The 17,397-nt window shown below is 61.2% G+C and carries 11 protein-coding genes; 7 read left to right on the plus strand and 4 right to left on the minus strand.

Going from position 1 to position 17,397, the window contains the following annotated elements; genetic code table 11:
• Position 1: 1 nt before the first annotated feature.
• Positions 2-448 carry a D-aminoacyl-tRNA deacylase gene (dtd, locus tag IV89_RS12140; RefSeq protein WP_037943743.1) on the plus strand — a complete coding sequence of 149 codons (447 nt, stop codon included), beginning with the start codon at positions 2-4 and terminating at the stop codon, positions 446-448.
• Between the two features lie 60 nt (positions 449-508).
• Here the strand turns inward: dtd and IV89_RS12145 are convergent, their stop codons facing one another.
• The 4 genes from IV89_RS12145 to IV89_RS12160 form a co-directional block, all read right to left on the minus strand.
• On the minus strand, positions 509-1,699 hold the full coding sequence (locus IV89_RS12145; RefSeq protein WP_005852257.1) for an HlyD family type I secretion periplasmic adaptor subunit: 1,191 nt from the start codon (positions 1,697-1,699) through the stop codon (positions 509-511).
• Positions 1,696-3,918, minus strand: a complete 2,223-nt coding sequence (locus IV89_RS12150) for an ATP-binding cassette domain-containing protein (protein WP_037943742.1) — start codon at positions 3,916-3,918, stop codon at positions 1,696-1,698. Before IV89_RS12150 ends, IV89_RS12145 begins: the two co-directional genes overlap by 4 nt.
• Complete coding sequence (locus tag IV89_RS12155) at positions 3,915-5,252, minus strand: TolC family protein (protein ID WP_235183763.1); 1,338 nt, start codon at positions 5,250-5,252, stop codon at positions 3,915-3,917. Before IV89_RS12155 ends, IV89_RS12150 begins: the two co-directional genes overlap by 4 nt.
• Positions 5,253-5,358: 106 nt before the next feature.
• Positions 5,359-8,832 carry an Ig-like domain-containing protein gene (locus tag IV89_RS12160; protein ID WP_037943740.1) on the minus strand — a complete coding sequence of 1,158 codons (3,474 nt, stop codon included), beginning with the start codon at positions 8,830-8,832 and terminating at the stop codon, positions 5,359-5,361.
• A gap of 367 nt (positions 8,833-9,199) precedes the next feature.
• Here IV89_RS12160 and IV89_RS12165 point away from each other — a divergent pair, with 367 nt between their 5' ends.
• The 6 genes from IV89_RS12165 to IV89_RS12190 all read left to right on the plus strand — a co-directional run bounded on the left by IV89_RS12165 (position 9,200) and on the right by IV89_RS12190 (position 17,391).
• Entirely contained in the window at positions 9,200-11,194 is a 1,995-nt protein-coding gene (locus IV89_RS12165) for a CocE/NonD family hydrolase (RefSeq protein ID WP_037943739.1), read from the plus strand.
• Positions 11,195-11,326: 132 nt separating this feature from the next.
• Positions 11,327-12,931 carry an ABC transporter substrate-binding protein gene (locus IV89_RS12170; protein ID WP_037943738.1) on the plus strand — a complete coding sequence of 535 codons (1,605 nt, stop codon included), beginning with the start codon at positions 11,327-11,329 and terminating at the stop codon, positions 12,929-12,931.
• A 14-nt stretch (positions 12,932-12,945) separates the two neighbouring features.
• Positions 12,946-13,902, plus strand: coding sequence for an ABC transporter permease (locus IV89_RS12175; RefSeq protein ID WP_005852247.1), 957 nt, complete (start codon positions 12,946-12,948; stop codon positions 13,900-13,902).
• A 133-nt stretch (positions 13,903-14,035) separates the two neighbouring features.
• Positions 14,036-14,851, plus strand: a complete 816-nt coding sequence (locus IV89_RS12180) for an ABC transporter permease (RefSeq protein ID WP_037943737.1) — start codon at positions 14,036-14,038, stop codon at positions 14,849-14,851.
• On the plus strand, positions 14,848-16,485 hold the full coding sequence (locus tag IV89_RS12185) for an ABC transporter ATP-binding protein (RefSeq protein ID WP_037943736.1): 1,638 nt from the start codon (positions 14,848-14,850) through the stop codon (positions 16,483-16,485). The genes IV89_RS12180 and IV89_RS12185 overlap by 4 nt, the downstream gene beginning before the upstream one ends.
• A gap of 69 nt (positions 16,486-16,554) precedes the next feature.
• Positions 16,555-17,391 carry an alkaline phosphatase family protein gene (locus IV89_RS12190; RefSeq protein WP_037943735.1) on the plus strand — a complete coding sequence of 279 codons (837 nt, stop codon included), beginning with the start codon at positions 16,555-16,557 and terminating at the stop codon, positions 17,389-17,391.
• Positions 17,392-17,397: the final 6 nt, after the last annotated feature.

The raw sequence follows: 17,397 nt of genomic DNA on the forward strand, positions 1-17,397 counted from the left end.
TATGCGCGCACTCCTACAACGCGTCAGCAACGCCTCCGTCACTGTCGATGGCCAGATCATCGGTCAAATCGACCACGGGCTGCTGATCTTCGTCTGCGCCATGCCCGACGACACACATGCGACCGCGCAAGGACTGGCACAAAAGATCGCCAAGCTGCGTCTGTTCAAGGATGATGCTGGCAAAATGAACCGCAGCCTGTCCGATACGGGCGGCAGCGCGCTGATTGTCAGCCAGTTCACCCTTGCCGCCGATACCTCCCGCGGGACCCGCCCCGGTTTCTCGCGCGCCGCCAAGCCCGATCACGCCAAAACGCTATACGAAGATTTCATCGCTTGCGTCGACGCCCATGGCATTCATGTCCAAACCGGTTCTTTCGGAGCCGATATGTCCGTCGCGCTCACCAACGACGGCCCCGTCACCCTCTGGCTCGACACAGAAAACCCCTGATCTTCCAAATGGAAAAAATCCTCGGGGGGTTAAGGGGGGCAGACAGCCCCCTTGTCCCGCCTACGGCTCGCGAAACGCCTCTTTGGACTTGTAAAGCGGCTTCAACAGATACTGCAAAACCGTCTTTGACCCTGTGTGCAACTCCACGCTTGCCTGCATGCCGGGTCGGATCTGCAAAGACGCCTGCCGCGGGGTGAGGTGTTCTGTGTCCACCTGCAACGTGACCTTATAGTGCGGATCCCCATCCGGCGCGCGGGATCGTTCATCCTTGAACGTATCGGCCGAGATCAATTTGACCGTGCCCTTCAAGGTGCCATAGATCGTATAGTCATAGGCCGACAGCTTGACCGTCGCCTCTTGGCCGGGGCGCACGCCGGCGATGTCTTCGGGCTTGACGCGGGCCTCGACGAACAGCTCTTCGTCCAGCGGGATGATCTGCAAAATCTCCTCGCCCGGGCGCACGACGCCGCCGATGGTGGTCACGCTCAGGTTGTTGACGATGCCGCGCAGGGGGCTGACCAGGACGGTGCGGTTCAACTGGTCCGTGCTCGCCTTGAGGTTCTGTTTCAGCGTCGCCAGCTCTTTAAGCACATCGGAGTATTCCTGCGCGCGCTCCAGCTCTGTGCCGGTGACGATCTCGTCCAGCTTGATCCGCGCATCCGCATGGGTCTTGCGCGCGCGCGTCACCTCGATCAGTGAAACGATCTTTTTCTTGAGCATATTCTCAAGCAGCTCACGCTCTTTCAACGCCTCGGTCAGCACCCGCCCCGCCCCTTCGGAGCGCGAGACAAAGTCCGATTGCCGCGCTTTCAGCAATGCCCGTTCAGAGGCGACGATATCGGGCGTGCGCGTGGCATAGGCGTCGGGCACGTCAAAGTCATACTGTCCGGCCAGCTCTGCCTCCAGACGTAGACGGCGGATTTCAAAGGCGCTGATCTGGTCGCGCAGGTCGTCCACGGCGGATTGGAACTGGGTGCCATGCAGACGGGCCAACACGTCGCCCTTCTCCACATGATCGCCCTCGCCCACGGCAAGTTCTGCCAGAATACCACCTTCAAGGTTCTGGATAATCTGGGGTCGCGAGCTGGAAATCATCGATCCTTCGGCACGCACGATTTCATCGACCCAAGCAAAGGCAGCCCACAGCAGGAACACCAGCACGGATGCACCGCAAAGCCAGATCACCATGGACGGCCCGCGCATCTGCCCCGTCATCTGCGCGCCCAGTGGCGTGGTGCTGAGACTGCTCATGCGACGTGCCCCTTCTGACCCGCCAGATGGGCAAGCACTTTTTCCTTGGGCCCGTCGATGGTCATGCGGCCATCCTGCAGCACCAGCGTGCGTTCAGTCAGCGCAAGGATCGGGGCGCGGTGGGTCGCGATGATCGCGGTGCGCCCTGCCATCCAGCTTTGTAACCGCGAGACCAGCGTTGCCTCCAACCTTTGGTCCAGCGCTGCTGTGGGTTCATCCAGCAGGCAGATCGCCGGATCCTGCAACCACAGGCGCGCCCAACCGATGGATTGACGCTGCCCGATGGACAGGCCGGCGCCCGCGTCCTTGATCTCTAGGTCCAGCCCCTTGTGGTGGTTGCGCACGAAAGGCCCCAGACCTGCGAAATCAAGGGCGGCGTGGAGGCGGTCGTCGTCGCGTTCCAGCATGGTGAGGTTCAGGTTATCGCGCAGCGTGCCCGAGAACAGGCGCACGTCCTGTCCCAGATAGCCGATCAGCCGGCGCAGGTCGCGCGGCTCGATCTGGCCCAGCTCTGTGCCGTCCACCAGAATGCGCCCTTCGGTCGGGGCATAAAGCCCGCTGAGCATCTTCAGCAGTGTCGATTTGCCCGATCCATTGGCCCCCAGCACGGCGACATGCTGCCCCGGCTGGATCAACATGGCTTTGATATCCACTGTCGGTGCGCCGTCATCTTCGTAGCGGAAGATCACGTCGCGCAGTTCGAACTGGCCTTTCAGCTTTTCACGGCGCAGATAGGTGCGCGCCTCTGCAGTGTCCTGCGGCGCGGCGACAATCGCGTCGAGCCCGTCAAGCGCGCCTTTGACATTGCCCCACCGCGCCATCGTGCCCGACAGTTGCGTCAGCGGCCCCAGCGTCCGGCCCGTCAGGATACCGACCGCGATGATCGAGCCCACGGTAAACTCCCCCGCAAACACCAGATAGGTGCCCACGATGACCGCCGCGACATAGGTGGCCTGCTGAACCCCTTGGCTCCAGAACGTGAGGAAGGACGCGAGCTTGCGTTGCTCTGACGATTTGACGGACGACAGGGTGTTCAGCTCGGTCCACAGGCGCAGCACGCGGTCCTCTGCCCTTTGGGTCTTGACCGTATCAAGCTCGAATATCGCCTCGTGCAGTAGCCGCGAGGATTTGGTCGACGCGCCTTGGGTCTCCTGCGTCAGTTGGATCGCTTTCTTTTGCAGAAATAACCCCGGCACAAGCATCAGGATACCGCCAAGCACCAGCACCCAGACGACATTCCCCGCAATGCTGGCCACAAGGAAGAGGAACACGAAGATAAAGGGGATATCCGCGATCGTGCCAATGGTCGACGCGGTAAAGAATTCACGCACCGACCCGAATTCGCGCATCGCGGAAAACAGCTGGTTCGGGGCTTGGCCGCGCGTGTCGGACCGCATCCCCAGCAACCGGCGCATCAGGATGTCCTGCACCGACAGCTCGATCTGCCGCCCTGCCCCATCCATCAAACGCGCCCGCGCCATCTTGAGGAAAGCTTCCATCAGCAACGCGAGCCCCGCACCGGCGGCGAGCACCCAAAGCGTCGCTTCGGACTGATGCGGGATCACGCGGTCATAGACCTGCAAGGAAAACAGCGCCACAGCGACGGCCAGCAGGTTCGCCACAAACGACCCCGTCGCAACCTCTATCAGCTGGCGGCGAAAGCGCGGGAACTGCCCCCAAAACCAATGCGCAGGCGCGCCATCGGTCTTATGGGTTTCGGCCACCGTTTTCAGCGAGGCTTCGGCCCGCAGGATCAGCCCCGCAAAGAAGGGTTTGAAATCGCTGATCGGCACCATCGCGCGATTGTCGGTGCACGTCGTGTCATACAAGATCAGATCGCCACGCTGCTGCCCCATGACAAGCAAGACCTGCCCCGAGGTCATATAGGCCAGCGCAGGCCACATATCCTTAGATATCCCCCGCGCCCGGCTGACTTGTGTCACCAGCCCTGCGCTTTCCATCCCGCGGGCCAGTGCTTCGGCCTCTACCTGTGGATCATTGCCCTGCAAGGGCGCCGTGGCGACGATTTCAAAGATGTCGCGTGGCGCGGTGGTGACGCCCAGCAGTCCGGCATAGGTCGCGGCCAGTTTTGCCCGCGCCATCAGACGGTCTTCGGGGCGGTTGGCGTTCTCTGCCTTGGGCCGGGCTGCATCCGCCGCCGCCATCCGACCCTGATTGCCGTTGGTGATTGTCAGCGTAAAGGTCGGCTTCTGGGTCAAATCGCGCTCCCGTCCGCCAACACGCCCTGTATCTGCGCCATCTCGATCTTCAGACGGACGGCCTCGTACTTGAGGCTGATCTGCGACTGCTGCTGACGCGAATAGGTCTCGTAGACGCCGACGACATCCATAACCTGACGCTGACCGGCGTCATATTGTTCCTGAAACAGGTCAAGGTTGCGTTTGGCCTGTGCCGCAAGGGTCGCGGCCTCGGTGGCCTGACGGGTCTTGGCGGCAAGCTGTTTCTCCAGACGGCGCAGCGAGCGGTTGGCATCCTCGACCGATTGCCGGACCTTGCGGGTCGCAGTTTCCTCGGCCATGGCCGAGGCATCAAGCGAGGCTTTTGTGCCCAGACCTAGAAGCTGATCCGATTCAAGGGTCAGCCCTGCGCCGCCCCCTTCACCGATGGTCGCACCCGCCGACAGCCCCGGCAGCAATCCGGCGCGTTCCACCTTGGCGGCGGCGATGGCGCGGGTCTTTTCGGCCTCGGCACGCACCACGGACAACGGCGCACCGGCAAAGCTGTTCACGGGCACTTCGGGCAAGCCGTGCAGCGTATCCAGCGGGCGGATCGACATGGCGTTCAGCTCGGACATCGACGTGGCTTCGCGTTCGACGGAGGCATCAAGCGTGGCGCGGATCTCAAGGAGTTTCTGGCGCAGAATGGTCAGGTCGGACACATCGGACACGCCGCCTTTGACCCGTTCCTGCATCACCCATTCGAAATGCGTCATATCCTTGAGCGCGACACGGTTCAGCGCGGCGGTATCGCGCGCCTCGATCGCATTGGTATAGAGCTTCAGCGCGGTCGCCACGCGGTCGTTCGTATCTTGCGCCAGCGACACGGCAGCGACCTCGACATCGGCCACGGCAAAGGCGCGTTCACCCGCACGGCGGCCATTGTCAAACAGCACCTGATCCACCACCAGATTGGCCGCCAGCGACCCCAAGGATGTCAGGCTGACCTGCGGCCCGATCTTGGGCAACCAGTTCTTGCTTGCCGCTTCCGAGCGCAGGGTGGCGGCGCGCAGCTCTGCCTCGGCGGTGCGGCTGTTGGCGGCCAGCACGGCAGAGGCCACCTGATCCGACACGGTGTCATCGGGCAGAACAGAAGACCGCAGCGCCAGACCCTGGATGATCTGGCTGTCTGCGGTGATTTTTTCGGCGTAGGTGGGTTTGATCGCCTGCGAGGCATCGGGGGTGCGGAACCGGGTAACGATGTCAGATTGCATCAGGTCACCGGGCATCATGCCGCTGCCGAAATCCGACATGCAGCCGGATAGGGCCAGCGCTGCTGCGCACATGCCCCCTGCCCGTTTTACACTCTGCCTCATTATCCTGCCCTTAACGTGCCGGTTTTTTTATTCTGGAAACGCCTGCGGTCGTTGCCGCCTGCGTGTGCCAACCGCGCCCCCTTGAACAGAGGGCGCGGTGCAATCTTTAGACGATGACGTTGATATCGTTGTCGATCATCAGCGTGGCTTCGTCGCCCAGTGTATAGATGTCATAGGTTTGATCCCCACGCACCTCTGAACCACCACGTACCGCGCCTGTGATCGTCACGGTGTCGTCGTTATGCCCGTCGATGATCAGCTCGTTCGTGTTGCTCGACAGGTTGACCAGCGCGGTTTCCGTGATCGTCAGATGCGCCTCTTCGGCGAACTGCAGATCAACGGTTTCGATGTTGTAGTTTCCCAGGTTCGGGTTGGTCAGGGTCAACTGCGTGTTCGCCGCTTCATCATCCAGCGCCAGATACGTGCCGGAAAAGTTTCCCGCAGCGTCCGTGGCTGTGACAATCAGGTCGGACCCGTCTGGCACATTGCTTTCGAACTGGAAGTTACGCTCGCCGATGGCTTCGATGTCAAAGCTGGTCGATTCCACTTCCGAGATGGAGCGATCTGCGTTCACCTGATGCACCTCAAGCGTATCGGGGCTGATCTCGGTCGAGATGCCACGGATACCGTCGCCATCGCGGGTATAGGACGCGATGACCGGGCCTTCGGGCGCATAGGTATCGATTGCGAGCGTATCGGTGATCGACGCGATGTTGCCCACATGGTCCGTCGCGGTGACAGAGATGTCGGCGTCATAGGTGCCCTGACGGATTTCCGAAGGCGGGATCGTGACCGACCAGTTGCCCGCACCGTCCACAAACGCGGTGTAGTTGGTGCCGTCAAAGTTGACCACAACGCTAGATCCCGCTTCGACCTGACCGTTCAGATCAATGCCGGTCTGGGCTTCACGTGCGCTGACCACAGCGTCGCTGCCGCCCGCTTGGTTCATGTCGAGCGGATCCACGACCGTATCGATCAGCACCGCGTGGCTTGCCGTGGCAGAGTTGCCCGCGGCATCCGTTGCCTTGACCGAAACGGTGGTGTTGATCGTGCCCTCGGGCACTTGACCCGGCGCAAAGGTGACGGACCAATTCCCATTCGCATCCACCGCGCCGTTCACCGATGCCGCGCCAAGCGACACGACAACAGACGAGCCGATTTCAGAGGTGCCGGTGACCAGCACGCCGCCATTCGCCAGACGCTCTGCCCCGCTGATGATGTCATCGCCTTCGACGGTGTTCAGCGACAGATTGTCGACGCGCGTGTCCACGCGCACGCTGTCAGAGGCGCTGCGGCTGTTGCCCGCCGCGTCGGTTGTGGTTGCGGTGATGTCGGCGGTATAAACGCCTTGGGCAACTTCGCCCGCGGCGTAATAGGCAGTCCACTGACCGTTCCCATTTGCCACAACCGTATGGGTAACACCCGCCAGCGTGACCTGCACAACGGCGCCCGCATCGGCGGTGCCCGAGATCGCCACACCGTCGCTTGCCTCGGCCGCGTTCACCACGTCGTCGCCCTCAACGGGCAGCGGGCTGATGGTCAGCGAACCGGCTTCGGTATCGACTGATACAGACTGCGATACGCTATCAACGTTACCTGCCGCGTCGGTGGCGGTGGCGGTCATTGTGCTGGTGTAGGTGCCTGCGGGGATGTCGCTGGGGGCGAAGCTGACGGTCCATGTGCCGTCCGCCGCAACCGTGGCCGCACGCGACACTTGGCCAAGCTGGACCATAACAGTCGAGCCGGGTTCAACTGTGCCGGTCATCACGATGCCCTGCGCCGCCTCTGCCGCGTTCACGACCCCGTCGCTGCCGCCGGTCTGGCCGGTGAAGGCAAGGTTGTTGACCAAAGTATCGACATCGACTTGGCCGGTTGCGGTGGCCGTGTTGCCCGCCGCATCGGTCGCGACTGCGGTCACTGTCGCCGTCGTCTCGCCCGTCGGAATTTCGGAGGCCGCGAAATCCGCGGACCAGTTGCCGTTTGCGTCAACCACCGCGTCACGGGTCACACCCCCAAAGGTGACCTGAACGGTCGACCCGGGCTGCGATGTGCCGGTCAGCGTCACGCCGTCGCCACGCTCTGCCGCGTTGATCACGCCGTCGACTTCGACAGTATCCGCCGCAATCGCGACTTCAGAGACGGTATCGACGACCAGCTGCTCGGTCGAGGTGGAGCTGTTGCCGAAAGCATCGGTGGTCACGATGGTGACATCGCTGACGTATTCGCCTTCGGGCAAGGTGCCCGCCTGCCATGTCGCGGACCATGTGCCGTTGTCGCCCACAGTTGCGGTGCGGGTGATGCCACCGATGGTCAGCTGCACAGTCGAACCGGGCTCCCCCGTGCCGTTCAGGGTGACACCGTTGCCAAACGATGCGGCATTATAGCTGTCGCCCACGGATTGCGTGCCCGATGTTACAGCGACGGTCGGTGCGATGGTATCAACCACCAGCGTTTCGGTGGTGGTGGAGGTATTGCCGTATTGATCGGTGGTCTTGATCAGCACCTCTGTCTCGTATTCGCCCCCCGCCAGCGTGCCGGGTTCGAATGTGACGGACCATGTGCCGTCTGCGCCGACGGTGGTGCTGCGTGTGACATCCGCGACGGTCACGTCAACGGTCGCGCCTGCTTCACCGTTCCCGGTCAGCGTGACGCCATTCGCAAAGGATTCACCGTTAAAGAAGTCGCCGACACTCTGCGTGCCTTCGGACATGGTGACCGTGGGGGCTGTGGTGTCGATGACGAAGCTCGGCCCGTCAAGCACGATCTCATTGCCGTCCGTGGTCACGACGACCTCGGCTTCATAGGTGCCATCGTCGGGGAAGTTATCGCCTTCGAACACGGCTTCGAATGTGCCGTCGTCGCCAACTGTTGTTGTGACTTCTTTATCGCCGATGGTGACCACGACATCCGATCCGGGCTCGCCGCCGCCAGTGACAACGACCTGCTCTACCGCGCCGTCGCCGCCGACCGTGCCGGTTGCGTCGGGCTCATTCACGAACGGAGGTGCGACCGAAGGGCTGCCGCCATTGCCGCCACCACCGCCGCCACCGATGACAGCTGCCCCGCCGACAACCGCCGCACCGGCTGCTGCCGCGGCACCACCACCGCCAACGACGCCGCCCAGCAAGGGCGCTGCCAACATCGACACTTCGTCGTCACCCGCGCCCGGCATGACACCGCCCGGCACCGACGCCACATCGCTGCGGCCCAGATAGATCAGATCGTCAGAGGGGCTCCATTTACCCCACTGCTCGGTCGGGCCGTATTGCGCATAAAGCCCGCCGCCTTCGGCCTCGACGAATGCGACTTCGTTCAGATAGCCATCTGACGAAATGAACAGGCGGTTCGCGGCACCGGTTTCGTTAAAGTAATTCTCGATGGTGATGACCGACCCGTCATTCAGCGTGAGTACAAGATCGTTGCCCGAGCGCTGGTGCGATTGGAAATCGGTCTGACGCAGGTTCAGCGAGATTTCCTGACCTGATGTCGCTTGGATAACATGGAAGTTTGCGTTTTCCGCAACCGTGCCACGCTGCAATGCGCCCGCTTGATCGCGAACGACGAAATCTATCGTCTTCATAATATCTGCTCCACCTCGGTGCGCATTCTGCGCGCGACACCTGAGAAATTTTATGACCGCCAACGCGTTGATCGCATCGTGCAGCCGCCTGATTATGTCCGTCGTAAAAAACGAAACGTATTATTGAGGCAGAAGGTAGCCGCTTAGACACATAAAAGCCAAGGTTAAAGTGGAACGCCACATTCTTGCCTTATTTCAACAGTGCAACACGGCCACAGTTTCTACCACTACGGGAAAGCGTTAATAATAGTTAACGTTGCCAGATAATTAACCACTTCATTTCACTCAGGAAAAATCCCCATAGGTGCCACACCGCAAGCCCTTGCAAACGGTTGACAATACCGGGCTCCCCCCTGACCTTTGCGGCATGGATACCGCCCAGAACACCCCGCTATCACTGATCGAAGACCCCGACATGGGCATCACCCTCTCGGATGGGTGCCGGCTTTCCGCGCGAGTCTGGCGGCCTGAAAATTCCGATACCGCGCCTGTGCCCGTGATTCTGGAATACCTCCCCTACCGCAAACGCGACGGCACCACCGCACGGGATGCGCTGACCCACCCTTGGTTTGCCGAACGCGGATATGCCTGCGTGCGGGTCGATATGCGCGGCAATGGCGACAGCTATGGCGTGATGGAGGATGAATACACCCCCCAGGAACAGGCCGACTGCATAGAGGTGATCAACTGGCTTGCCGCGCAACCTTGGTGCAGCGGGACGGTGGGCATGATGGGCATCAGCTGGGGCGGCTTTAACGGGCTGCAGGTCGCAGCCCATGCGCCAGAGCCGCTGAAGGCGGTGATAACGCTATGTTCCACCGTCGACCGCTTTGCCGATGACATCCACTATAAGGGCGGGTGCCTGTTGAACGAGAACCTTGGCTGGGGCGCGACGATGTGGGCCTATTCCAGCCGCGCGCCCGATCCCGCCCTGCGCCCCGACTGGCGCGAAATGTGGCTGGAGCGGCTAGAGGCAGAACCGTTTCTCCCCGCGCTTTGGCTGCGCCATCAATCACGCGACGCCTATTGGAAGCAAGGGTCGGTGATCGAGGAGTATAGCGCGCTCAAGGCCAAAGTGCTGGCGATTGGCGGCTGGGGCGATTCCTACAAGAACGCGGTCCCGCAGTTGGTTGAAGCCTTGCCCGGTGCGAAGGGGATCGTTGGGCCTTGGGTGCATAAATACCCGCATTTCGCCATTCCAGAACCTCGTATCGGCTTTCTGCAAGAGGCGCTGCGCTGGTGGGACCGGTGGCTCAAGGGGATCGACACGGGCGTCGAAGCCGACCCCGATTATCGCGCCTATCTGATGGACGGCATGCGCCCCGCCACGTGGACACATGAACGCCCCGGCCGCTGGATCACCGAACCCACAGGCGCGACATCGCATCTGCCCGTCAAGACGTTGCATCTGACGGATGAGGGCCTGCAAGACACAGCGGCCCCGCTGGACCGCAGCGTCGCCTCCCCCGCGCATTGCGGCGCGGATGGCGGGGAATATTGTGCGATCTGGCTTGGCCCCGAAATGCCCGGCGACCAGAGGCAAGACGATGCGCTATCGGTCTGTTTTGACAGCGGGCCCCTGGCGCAGCAGATGGATATCCTTGGCGCGCCGCGTCTGCGCCTGCGTCTGGCCTGCGACAAGCCACAGGGCCAGATCGCGGTGCGGTTGAACCATATCCACCCTGATGGGGCCTCGGCGCGGATCACCTATGGCGTGCTGAACCTGTCCCATCGCGACAGCGCCGAACATCCGCAGGCGATGGCGCCCGGTGCCATGACCGACATCACGCTGGACCTTGACCACATCGCCTACCGCATCCCCAAGGGGCACCGGCTGCGGGTGTCGATCTCTACCGCCTATTGGCCCCTGCTCTGGCCTGCGCCCGAAACGGCAGAGGTCACGCTGTCGTCCGGCCAGATCGACCTGCCGCAGCGCCCGACCAGCGGCGGGGACGAATACAGCTTTGCCCCGCCCACCTCTGCCGCCCCGTGGGAGACAGAGACACTGCGCCCCGAAAACCACATCCGCCGCCAAGAGATCGACCGCGTCACGGGCATCGTCTCTCTGATCATCGAGGATGACTTCGGCAAGCTGCGCGATGCCGATCACGGGCTGATCGCAGGCTCTGTCGCGCGGGAGGTGTGGCGCATTCATCCCGACGATCCGCTGTCCGCAAAAGGCACCTGTCACTGGACCGAAGAGCTGGAGCGGGACGACATCATCCTGCGCACAGAAACCCGGTCGCAGATGTGGTCGGACGCGACCCATTTTCATCTAACGGCCCGTCTTGAAGCGTACGAAAACGACAAATTGATCTATGAACGCGACGTGACGGAAGACATTAAGCGACACTTTATGTAACAAACTCGTCACATGGCCGCCGGTATTACCACTTGCGACACGGGCTGAAATGCTTAACGTTGTGCCACCAGTCAATAAAAAAACCTGCGCACCAATGCGTGGAAGTATCACCTAAAACAGGGAGTTCTCATCATGGATGATCAACTGAAACATATGACCGGCCAAGTGGCCAAGGGCACTATGACACGCCGCGAATTCGTCGGGCGCGCCGCTGCTTTGGGCGTGACAGCCGCCGTCGCCAACTCGATGCTGGCGAACCACGCGCAGGCTGCAGCCCACGAAGCACCGATTCGCGGTGGCACACTGAAAATCGGGTCGTCGGGCGGTGAATCCACCAATACGCTCGATCCTGCGCTGACCGCCTCCGAAGTGCCGCTGAACAACCTGCGCCACCTGTACGAAAGCCTTGTCGAGGTCGATCCCAACGGGGAAATCGAAAACCGCATGGCCGAAAGCTACGAGGCCTCGGCCGATGCGAAAACCTGGGCGTTCAAGATCCGCAAGGGCATCCAGTTCCACAACGGCAAGGAAATGACACCCGAAGACGTGCTGAAAACCATGCAGCGCCATTCGGATGAAAACAGCCAATCCGGTGCCTTGGGCATCATGCGCGGCATCGAGAACATGAAGGTCGATGGCGACAACTTCATCGTTGAACTGGGCGTCGGCAACGCTGACCTTCCCTACCTGCTGGCCGACTACCACCTGATGATCCAGCCCGATGGCGGCATGGACAACCCCGGCGCGGGCATCGGCACCGGCCCTTACACGCTGGAAGTCGACGAGCCCGGCGTGCGCCACGGCTTCAAGCGTAACGAAAACTACTGGGACGCCGACAACCGCGGCTTTACAGATTATAACGAGGTGCTGGTACTGAACGATGCCACCGCACGGACCGCGGCGCTGCAGTCGGGTCAGGTCAACATGATCAACCGCGTTGATCCCAAGGTTGCCGCCCTACTGGACCGCGCGCCCAACCTGACGGTGAAATCCGTTGCCGGTCGGGGCCACTATGTGTTTATCGCCCATGTCGACACCGCACCGTTCGACAACAACGACCTGCGTCTGGCGCTGAAATATGCGATCAACCGCGAGGAAATGGTCGACAAGATCCTGCGCGGCTACGGCACCATCGGGAACGACATGCCGATCAACGCCTCTTATCCGCTGTTCGATGAATCGATCCCGCAGCGCGAACATTCCATCGAGAAGGCGAAAGAGCATTACGCCGCCTCCGGTCACGATGGCAGCCCGATCATCCTGCGCGTTGCAGACGGTGCCTTCCCCGGTGCGGTCGATGCGGCATCGCTGTTCCAGGAATCCGCCAAAGCCGCCGGTATCCCGCTTGAGATCAAACGCGAGCCGAACGATGGCTACTGGTCCGAGGTCTGGAACAAACAGCCGTTCTGCGCCTCTTACTGGGGTGGCCGTCCGGTGCAGGACCAGATGTATTCGACCGCCTATCTGTCGACCGCGGACTGGAACGACACCCGCTGGAAGCGCCCCGAGTTCGACGAGATGCTGCTGTCGGCCCGCGCCGAACTAGACGAGGCCAAGCGCAAAGAGACCTACTCCAAGATGGGTCAGATGATCCGCGACGAAGGCGGGTTGATCCTGCCGATGTTCAACGACTTTGTGGATGGTGTCGCCAACAATGTCGGCGGCTGGGTCGAAGATCCCAACGCGGAACTGTCCAACAACAAAGCCGGGATCAAATGCTGGGTCAAAGACGCATAAGGTAAACCCAGCTTATGCATCCCATCGTCAAACTGATCGCCCAACGCTTAGCGTTGGGCCTTCTTCTCCTCTTTGCCGCGTCGATCCTGATCTTCGTAGGCACCTCGATTTTGCCCGGCGACGTGGCACAATCCATCCTAGGTCAATCCGCCACGCCCGAAGCGCTTGCGAACCTGCGCCGAGAGCTTGGCATGAACGATCCCGCCATGACCCGCTATTTCGCCTGGCTGGGCGGCGTGCTTCAAGGAGACTTGGGCACCGCGCTGACCAATGGCCGCGACATCGCAGAAAGCCTTGGCGGGCGTCTGAAGAACACGCTTTTCCTCGCCTTCTGGGCTGCTGCAATCTCTGTGCCGCTGGCGATCTTTCTGGGCCTGCTGGCCGTGCGCTACAAAGACCGCTGGCCCGACAAGCTGATTTCGGCCGTCACGCTGACCACGATCTCTATCCCCGAATTCATGATCGGCTATGTGCTGATCTATTGGGTGGCGATCAAATGGCGGCTGTTTCCGTCGGTGGCGATCATCAACGATAGCATGAGCCTCGGGGCCAAGCTGAACGCGATTGCCATTCCGGTGATGGTGCTGACGCTGGTCGTATTGGCGCATATGATGCGCATGACCCGCGCCGCGATCCTGAATGTGATGCAATCGGCCTATATCGAAACAGCCGAGCTTAAGGGCTTGGGCATGTTGAAGATTATCCGCAAGCACGCCTTCCCCAACGCCATCGCCCCAATCGTCAATGTGGTGATGCTGAACCTCGCCTATCTGGTCGTCGGCGTCGTGGTGGTAGAGGTCGTCTTTGCCTATCCCGGCATGGGGCAATATCTGGTCGATCACGTCAGCAAACGCGACGTGCCCGTGGTGCAAGCCTGCGGTCTGATCTTTGCCGCCGTTTATATCGGGTTGAACCTTGTGGCCGACATCGTGTCGATCCTTGCCAACCCGCGCCTGAGGCATCCCAAATGAGCGCCGCGCATCTCCCCCCGAGGCAATGCGCGACGCACGGGGCCGCAGTTCAGCTTCGCATCAACGCGACCCCCTGCCGCATGCCCGTATCGCCACCTGACGTTGACCCATTCATTTGTTTGGGAGCGAACCCATGAAAAACATTCCAATCTCCGCCATGATCGGCCTGTTCTTTACCAGCGTCTATTTCATCATGGCCGTCTTTGCCCCCTGGCTCGCCCCCTATGGCATGGCTGAAATCGTCGGCGATGTGTGGGAGCCTTCGTCGTCGGAGTTCCTGCTGGGCACCGACAGCATCGGGCGCGATCTGCTGTCGCGTATGATCTACGGTGGGCGCACCACGATCTTTATCGCCACTGCAGCCACCATCCTCAGCTTTACGCTGGGGTCCATTCTGGGCTTCTTCGCAGCCGTCTCGGGCGGTTGGGTCGACCAAGCCATTTCGCGTTTTGTCGATCTGATCATGTCGATCCCGTCGCTGATCTTTGCGCTGGTCGTGCTGTCGGTGATGCCGACCACCGTGCCGATCCTGATTATCCTGATGGGTCTGCTGGACAGCACCCGTGTCTACCGTCTGGCGCGCGCCGTGGCCGTGGACAATACCGTGATGGACTATGTCGAGGCCGCCCGCCTGCGCGGTGAGAAGATCGGCTGGATCATTTTCCGTGAAACCCTGCCGAACGCGCTGTCGCCGCTGATCGCCGAGATGGGCCTGCGGTTTATCTTTGCGGTGCTCTTTGTGTCGACGCTGTCGTTTCTGGGTCTGGGCGTCCAGCCCCCTCAAGCCGACTGGGGCGGTATCGTGAAAGAGAACAAGGAAGGCATCAACTATGGTATTCAGGCGGCGCTCTATCCTGCCTATGCCATCGCCACGCTTTGCATCTCTATCAACCTTGTTGCGGACTGGATTTTGAACCGCACCACATCGCTGAAAGGGGGCCGCGGATGACCGAGCCACTTCTCAAGGTACGCGGCCTGAAAATCGGCGCGACCGCCTATCCGCCCGGTGAAAAGCCGATTGATATCAAGATCGTGCACGGTGTCGACTTTGATCTGCAACCCGGCAAGGTGCTGGGGCTCATAGGGGAATCCGGGGCGGGCAAATCCACCATCGGGCTGGCCGCCATGGCCTATGGCCGCGGCGGGGTAGAGATCACCGGCGGCGAGGTTTGGGTCAACGGGCGCGACATCCTCAAGGAGCGTCTACGCGCCGTGCGCCGCCTGCGCGGGGCCGAGGTGACCTATGTCTCGCAATCCGCGGCGGCGTCTTTCAACCCCGCGAAAAAGATCATGGATCAGGTGACCGAAGCCGCGATCTATCAGAACAAGTTCACCAAGGCCGAGGCCGAGGAACGCGCAGTTGACCTGTTCCGCAAGCTTGGTCTGCCGGACCCTGAAACCATCGGCAACCGCTACCCCCACCAGGTGTCTGGCGGGCAGTTGCAGCGCTGCATGACCGCGCTGGCACTGTGTCCGCAGCCCGATCTGGTGGTCTTTGACGAACCCACCACGGCACTGGATGTGACCACGCAGATCGACGTGCTGGCCGCCATCAAAGAAGCCATCGCCGCCACCGGCGTTGCCGCGCTCTATATCACCCATGACCTCGCGGTTGTGGCACAGGTCAGCGATCATATTATGGTGCTGCAACAAGGGGATATGGTCGAATACGGCACCGTTGATCAGATCATCAACGCGCCCAAGGAAGACTACACCAAGGCGCTTGTGTCAGTCCGGTCGATCCGCCACGAGGAAAAGACGCCGACCGATACCCCTGTTCTACGGGTCGAAAACGTCACCGCCCGCTATGCCGGCACGGATTTTGACGTTCTCAAGAGGATCAACGTCGATATTCATCCGGGCCAGACATTGGCTGTGGTGGGGGAATCCGGCTCGGGCAAATCCACGCTGGCCCGCGTGATCACCGGCCTACTGCCCCCAAGCGACGGGACGATCACCTTTGACGGGCGCGAGCTTGCCCCCGCCCTGGCGCAACGCCCCATCGAAGACCTGCGCGAGATGCAGATGATCTACCAGATGGCCGATACCGCGATGAACCCGCGCCAGACCGTGGGCACCATCATCGGCCGCCCGCTGGAGTTTTATTTCGGGCTGAAAGGCAAGGCAAAGCAGAAGCGCATTCAGGAACTGCTGGACGAGATCGAATTGGGCGACGGGTTTCAGGACCGCTATCCGGCAGAGCTGTCGGGCGGGCAGAAACAACGTGTCTGTATCGCCCGTGCGCTGGCCGCCAAGCCCAAGCTGATCATCTGCGACGAGGTGACAAGCGCGCTTGACCCGCTGGTGGCAGATGGCATCCTCAAGCTGCTGTTGAACCTGCAAAAGATCGAGGATGTCGCCTATCTGTTCATCACCCACGATCTGGCGACGGTAAAAGCCATCGCAGACAGTATCGCTGTGATGTATCAGGGTGAAGTGGTGCGGTATGGCACCAAAAGTCAGGTGCTGTCACCGCCCTTTGACGATTATACCGACCTGCTGCTGAGCTCTGTCCCCGAGATGAAGATCGGCTGGCTGGAAGAAACCATCGCACATCGCAAAATGGAAAGTGCTGGCTATTAGGCCTGTGGGCAACGAGGCCGTTTGTATCGGAAAAATACAAGCGCTGTGGCCCGCCGAAGAGGTATCGACATGAAGAACAAGCTGCTTTTGATCATCCTCGACGGTGTGCCCTACCGCAATTTCCGTCGGCTGTTCGGCAATCTGGAAGGCTGGGTCGATAGTGGCGAGGCGCGGGTCTGGACCCAGCGTGCGGTGCTGCCGTCAATCTCTGCCTCCTGCTATGCCTCGATCCACACGGGTGTGGCACCGGCTGAACATGGCTGCACGGGCAACGGCAATGTGTTCCGGCTAAAGCACAAGGACGTCTTCGCCCAGACCCGTGCGGCGGGCGGTGTGACAGGGGCCGTGGCCCATTCTTTCTGGTCGCAATTCTTCAATCGCCACCCCTTCGACTATGTGCGCGATGTGGAATACGACGAACCCGATAGCGACACGATCAACCACGGGCGGTTTCACACGATGACCGGCTACGGGCTGGTGAACCAGATGACCCCTTCGGATGTGGATCTGTTTGGCTCCCTCACCAATCTGGCGCTGCGGTTCGGGCTGAACTACGGAATGCTGCACACCTGCACGCTGGACAGCATGGGGCATCGGTTTTTCCACGATTGTCAGGAAATGGACCACGCCTGCGCCGTCATGGACGAGATGCTGGCCCCCTTCATCCCGAAATGGCGCGCCCTGGGGTATGAGGTGATCGTCACAGCGGATCACGGGCAGGACGAACGCGGGCACCACGGCGGACGCAGTGCCTTACAGCAGGAAACCGCGCTCTATTACTTTGGCGATGCCGAAGGGCCGTCCGAAGATACGGTGATCGACCAGCTGCAGCTCGCGCCGACGATCCTTGGCCGTCTGGGTGCGCCTGTTGCTGATACGATGAAGGCGCAGTCTTTCCTGAAATGATGCCGT

Origin of the sequence: Sulfitobacter sp. CB2047, from assembly GCF_000735125.2 — a bacterium.
GTDB classification, from domain to species: Bacteria; Pseudomonadota; Alphaproteobacteria; order Rhodobacterales; family Rhodobacteraceae; genus Sulfitobacter; species Sulfitobacter pontiacus.

Excerpts from the sequence above, each read along its gene's own strand:
- dtd (WP_037943743.1), top strand. The coding sequence starts at position 2 with ATGCGCGCACTCCTACAACGCGTCAGCAACGCCTCCGTCACTGTCGAT.
- IV89_RS12145 (WP_005852257.1), bottom strand. The coding sequence starts at position 1,699 with ATGAGCAGTCTCAGCACCACGCCACTGGGCGCGCAGATGACGGGGCAG.
- IV89_RS12155 (WP_235183763.1), bottom strand. The coding sequence starts at position 5,252 with ATGAGGCAGAGTGTAAAACGGGCAGGGGGCATGTGCGCAGCAGCGCTG.
- IV89_RS12160 (WP_037943740.1), bottom strand. The coding sequence starts at position 8,832 with ATGAAGACGATAGATTTCGTCGTTCGCGATCAAGCGGGCGCATTGCAG.
- IV89_RS12165 (WP_037943739.1), top strand. The coding sequence starts at position 9,200 with ATGGATACCGCCCAGAACACCCCGCTATCACTGATCGAAGACCCCGAC.
- IV89_RS12170 (WP_037943738.1), top strand. The coding sequence starts at position 11,327 with ATGGATGATCAACTGAAACATATGACCGGCCAAGTGGCCAAGGGCACT.
- IV89_RS12175 (WP_005852247.1), top strand. The coding sequence starts at position 12,946 with ATGCATCCCATCGTCAAACTGATCGCCCAACGCTTAGCGTTGGGCCTT.
- IV89_RS12180 (WP_037943737.1), top strand. The coding sequence starts at position 14,036 with ATGAAAAACATTCCAATCTCCGCCATGATCGGCCTGTTCTTTACCAGC.
- IV89_RS12185 (WP_037943736.1), top strand. The coding sequence starts at position 14,848 with ATGACCGAGCCACTTCTCAAGGTACGCGGCCTGAAAATCGGCGCGACC.
- IV89_RS12190 (WP_037943735.1), top strand. The coding sequence starts at position 16,555 with ATGAAGAACAAGCTGCTTTTGATCATCCTCGACGGTGTGCCCTACCGC.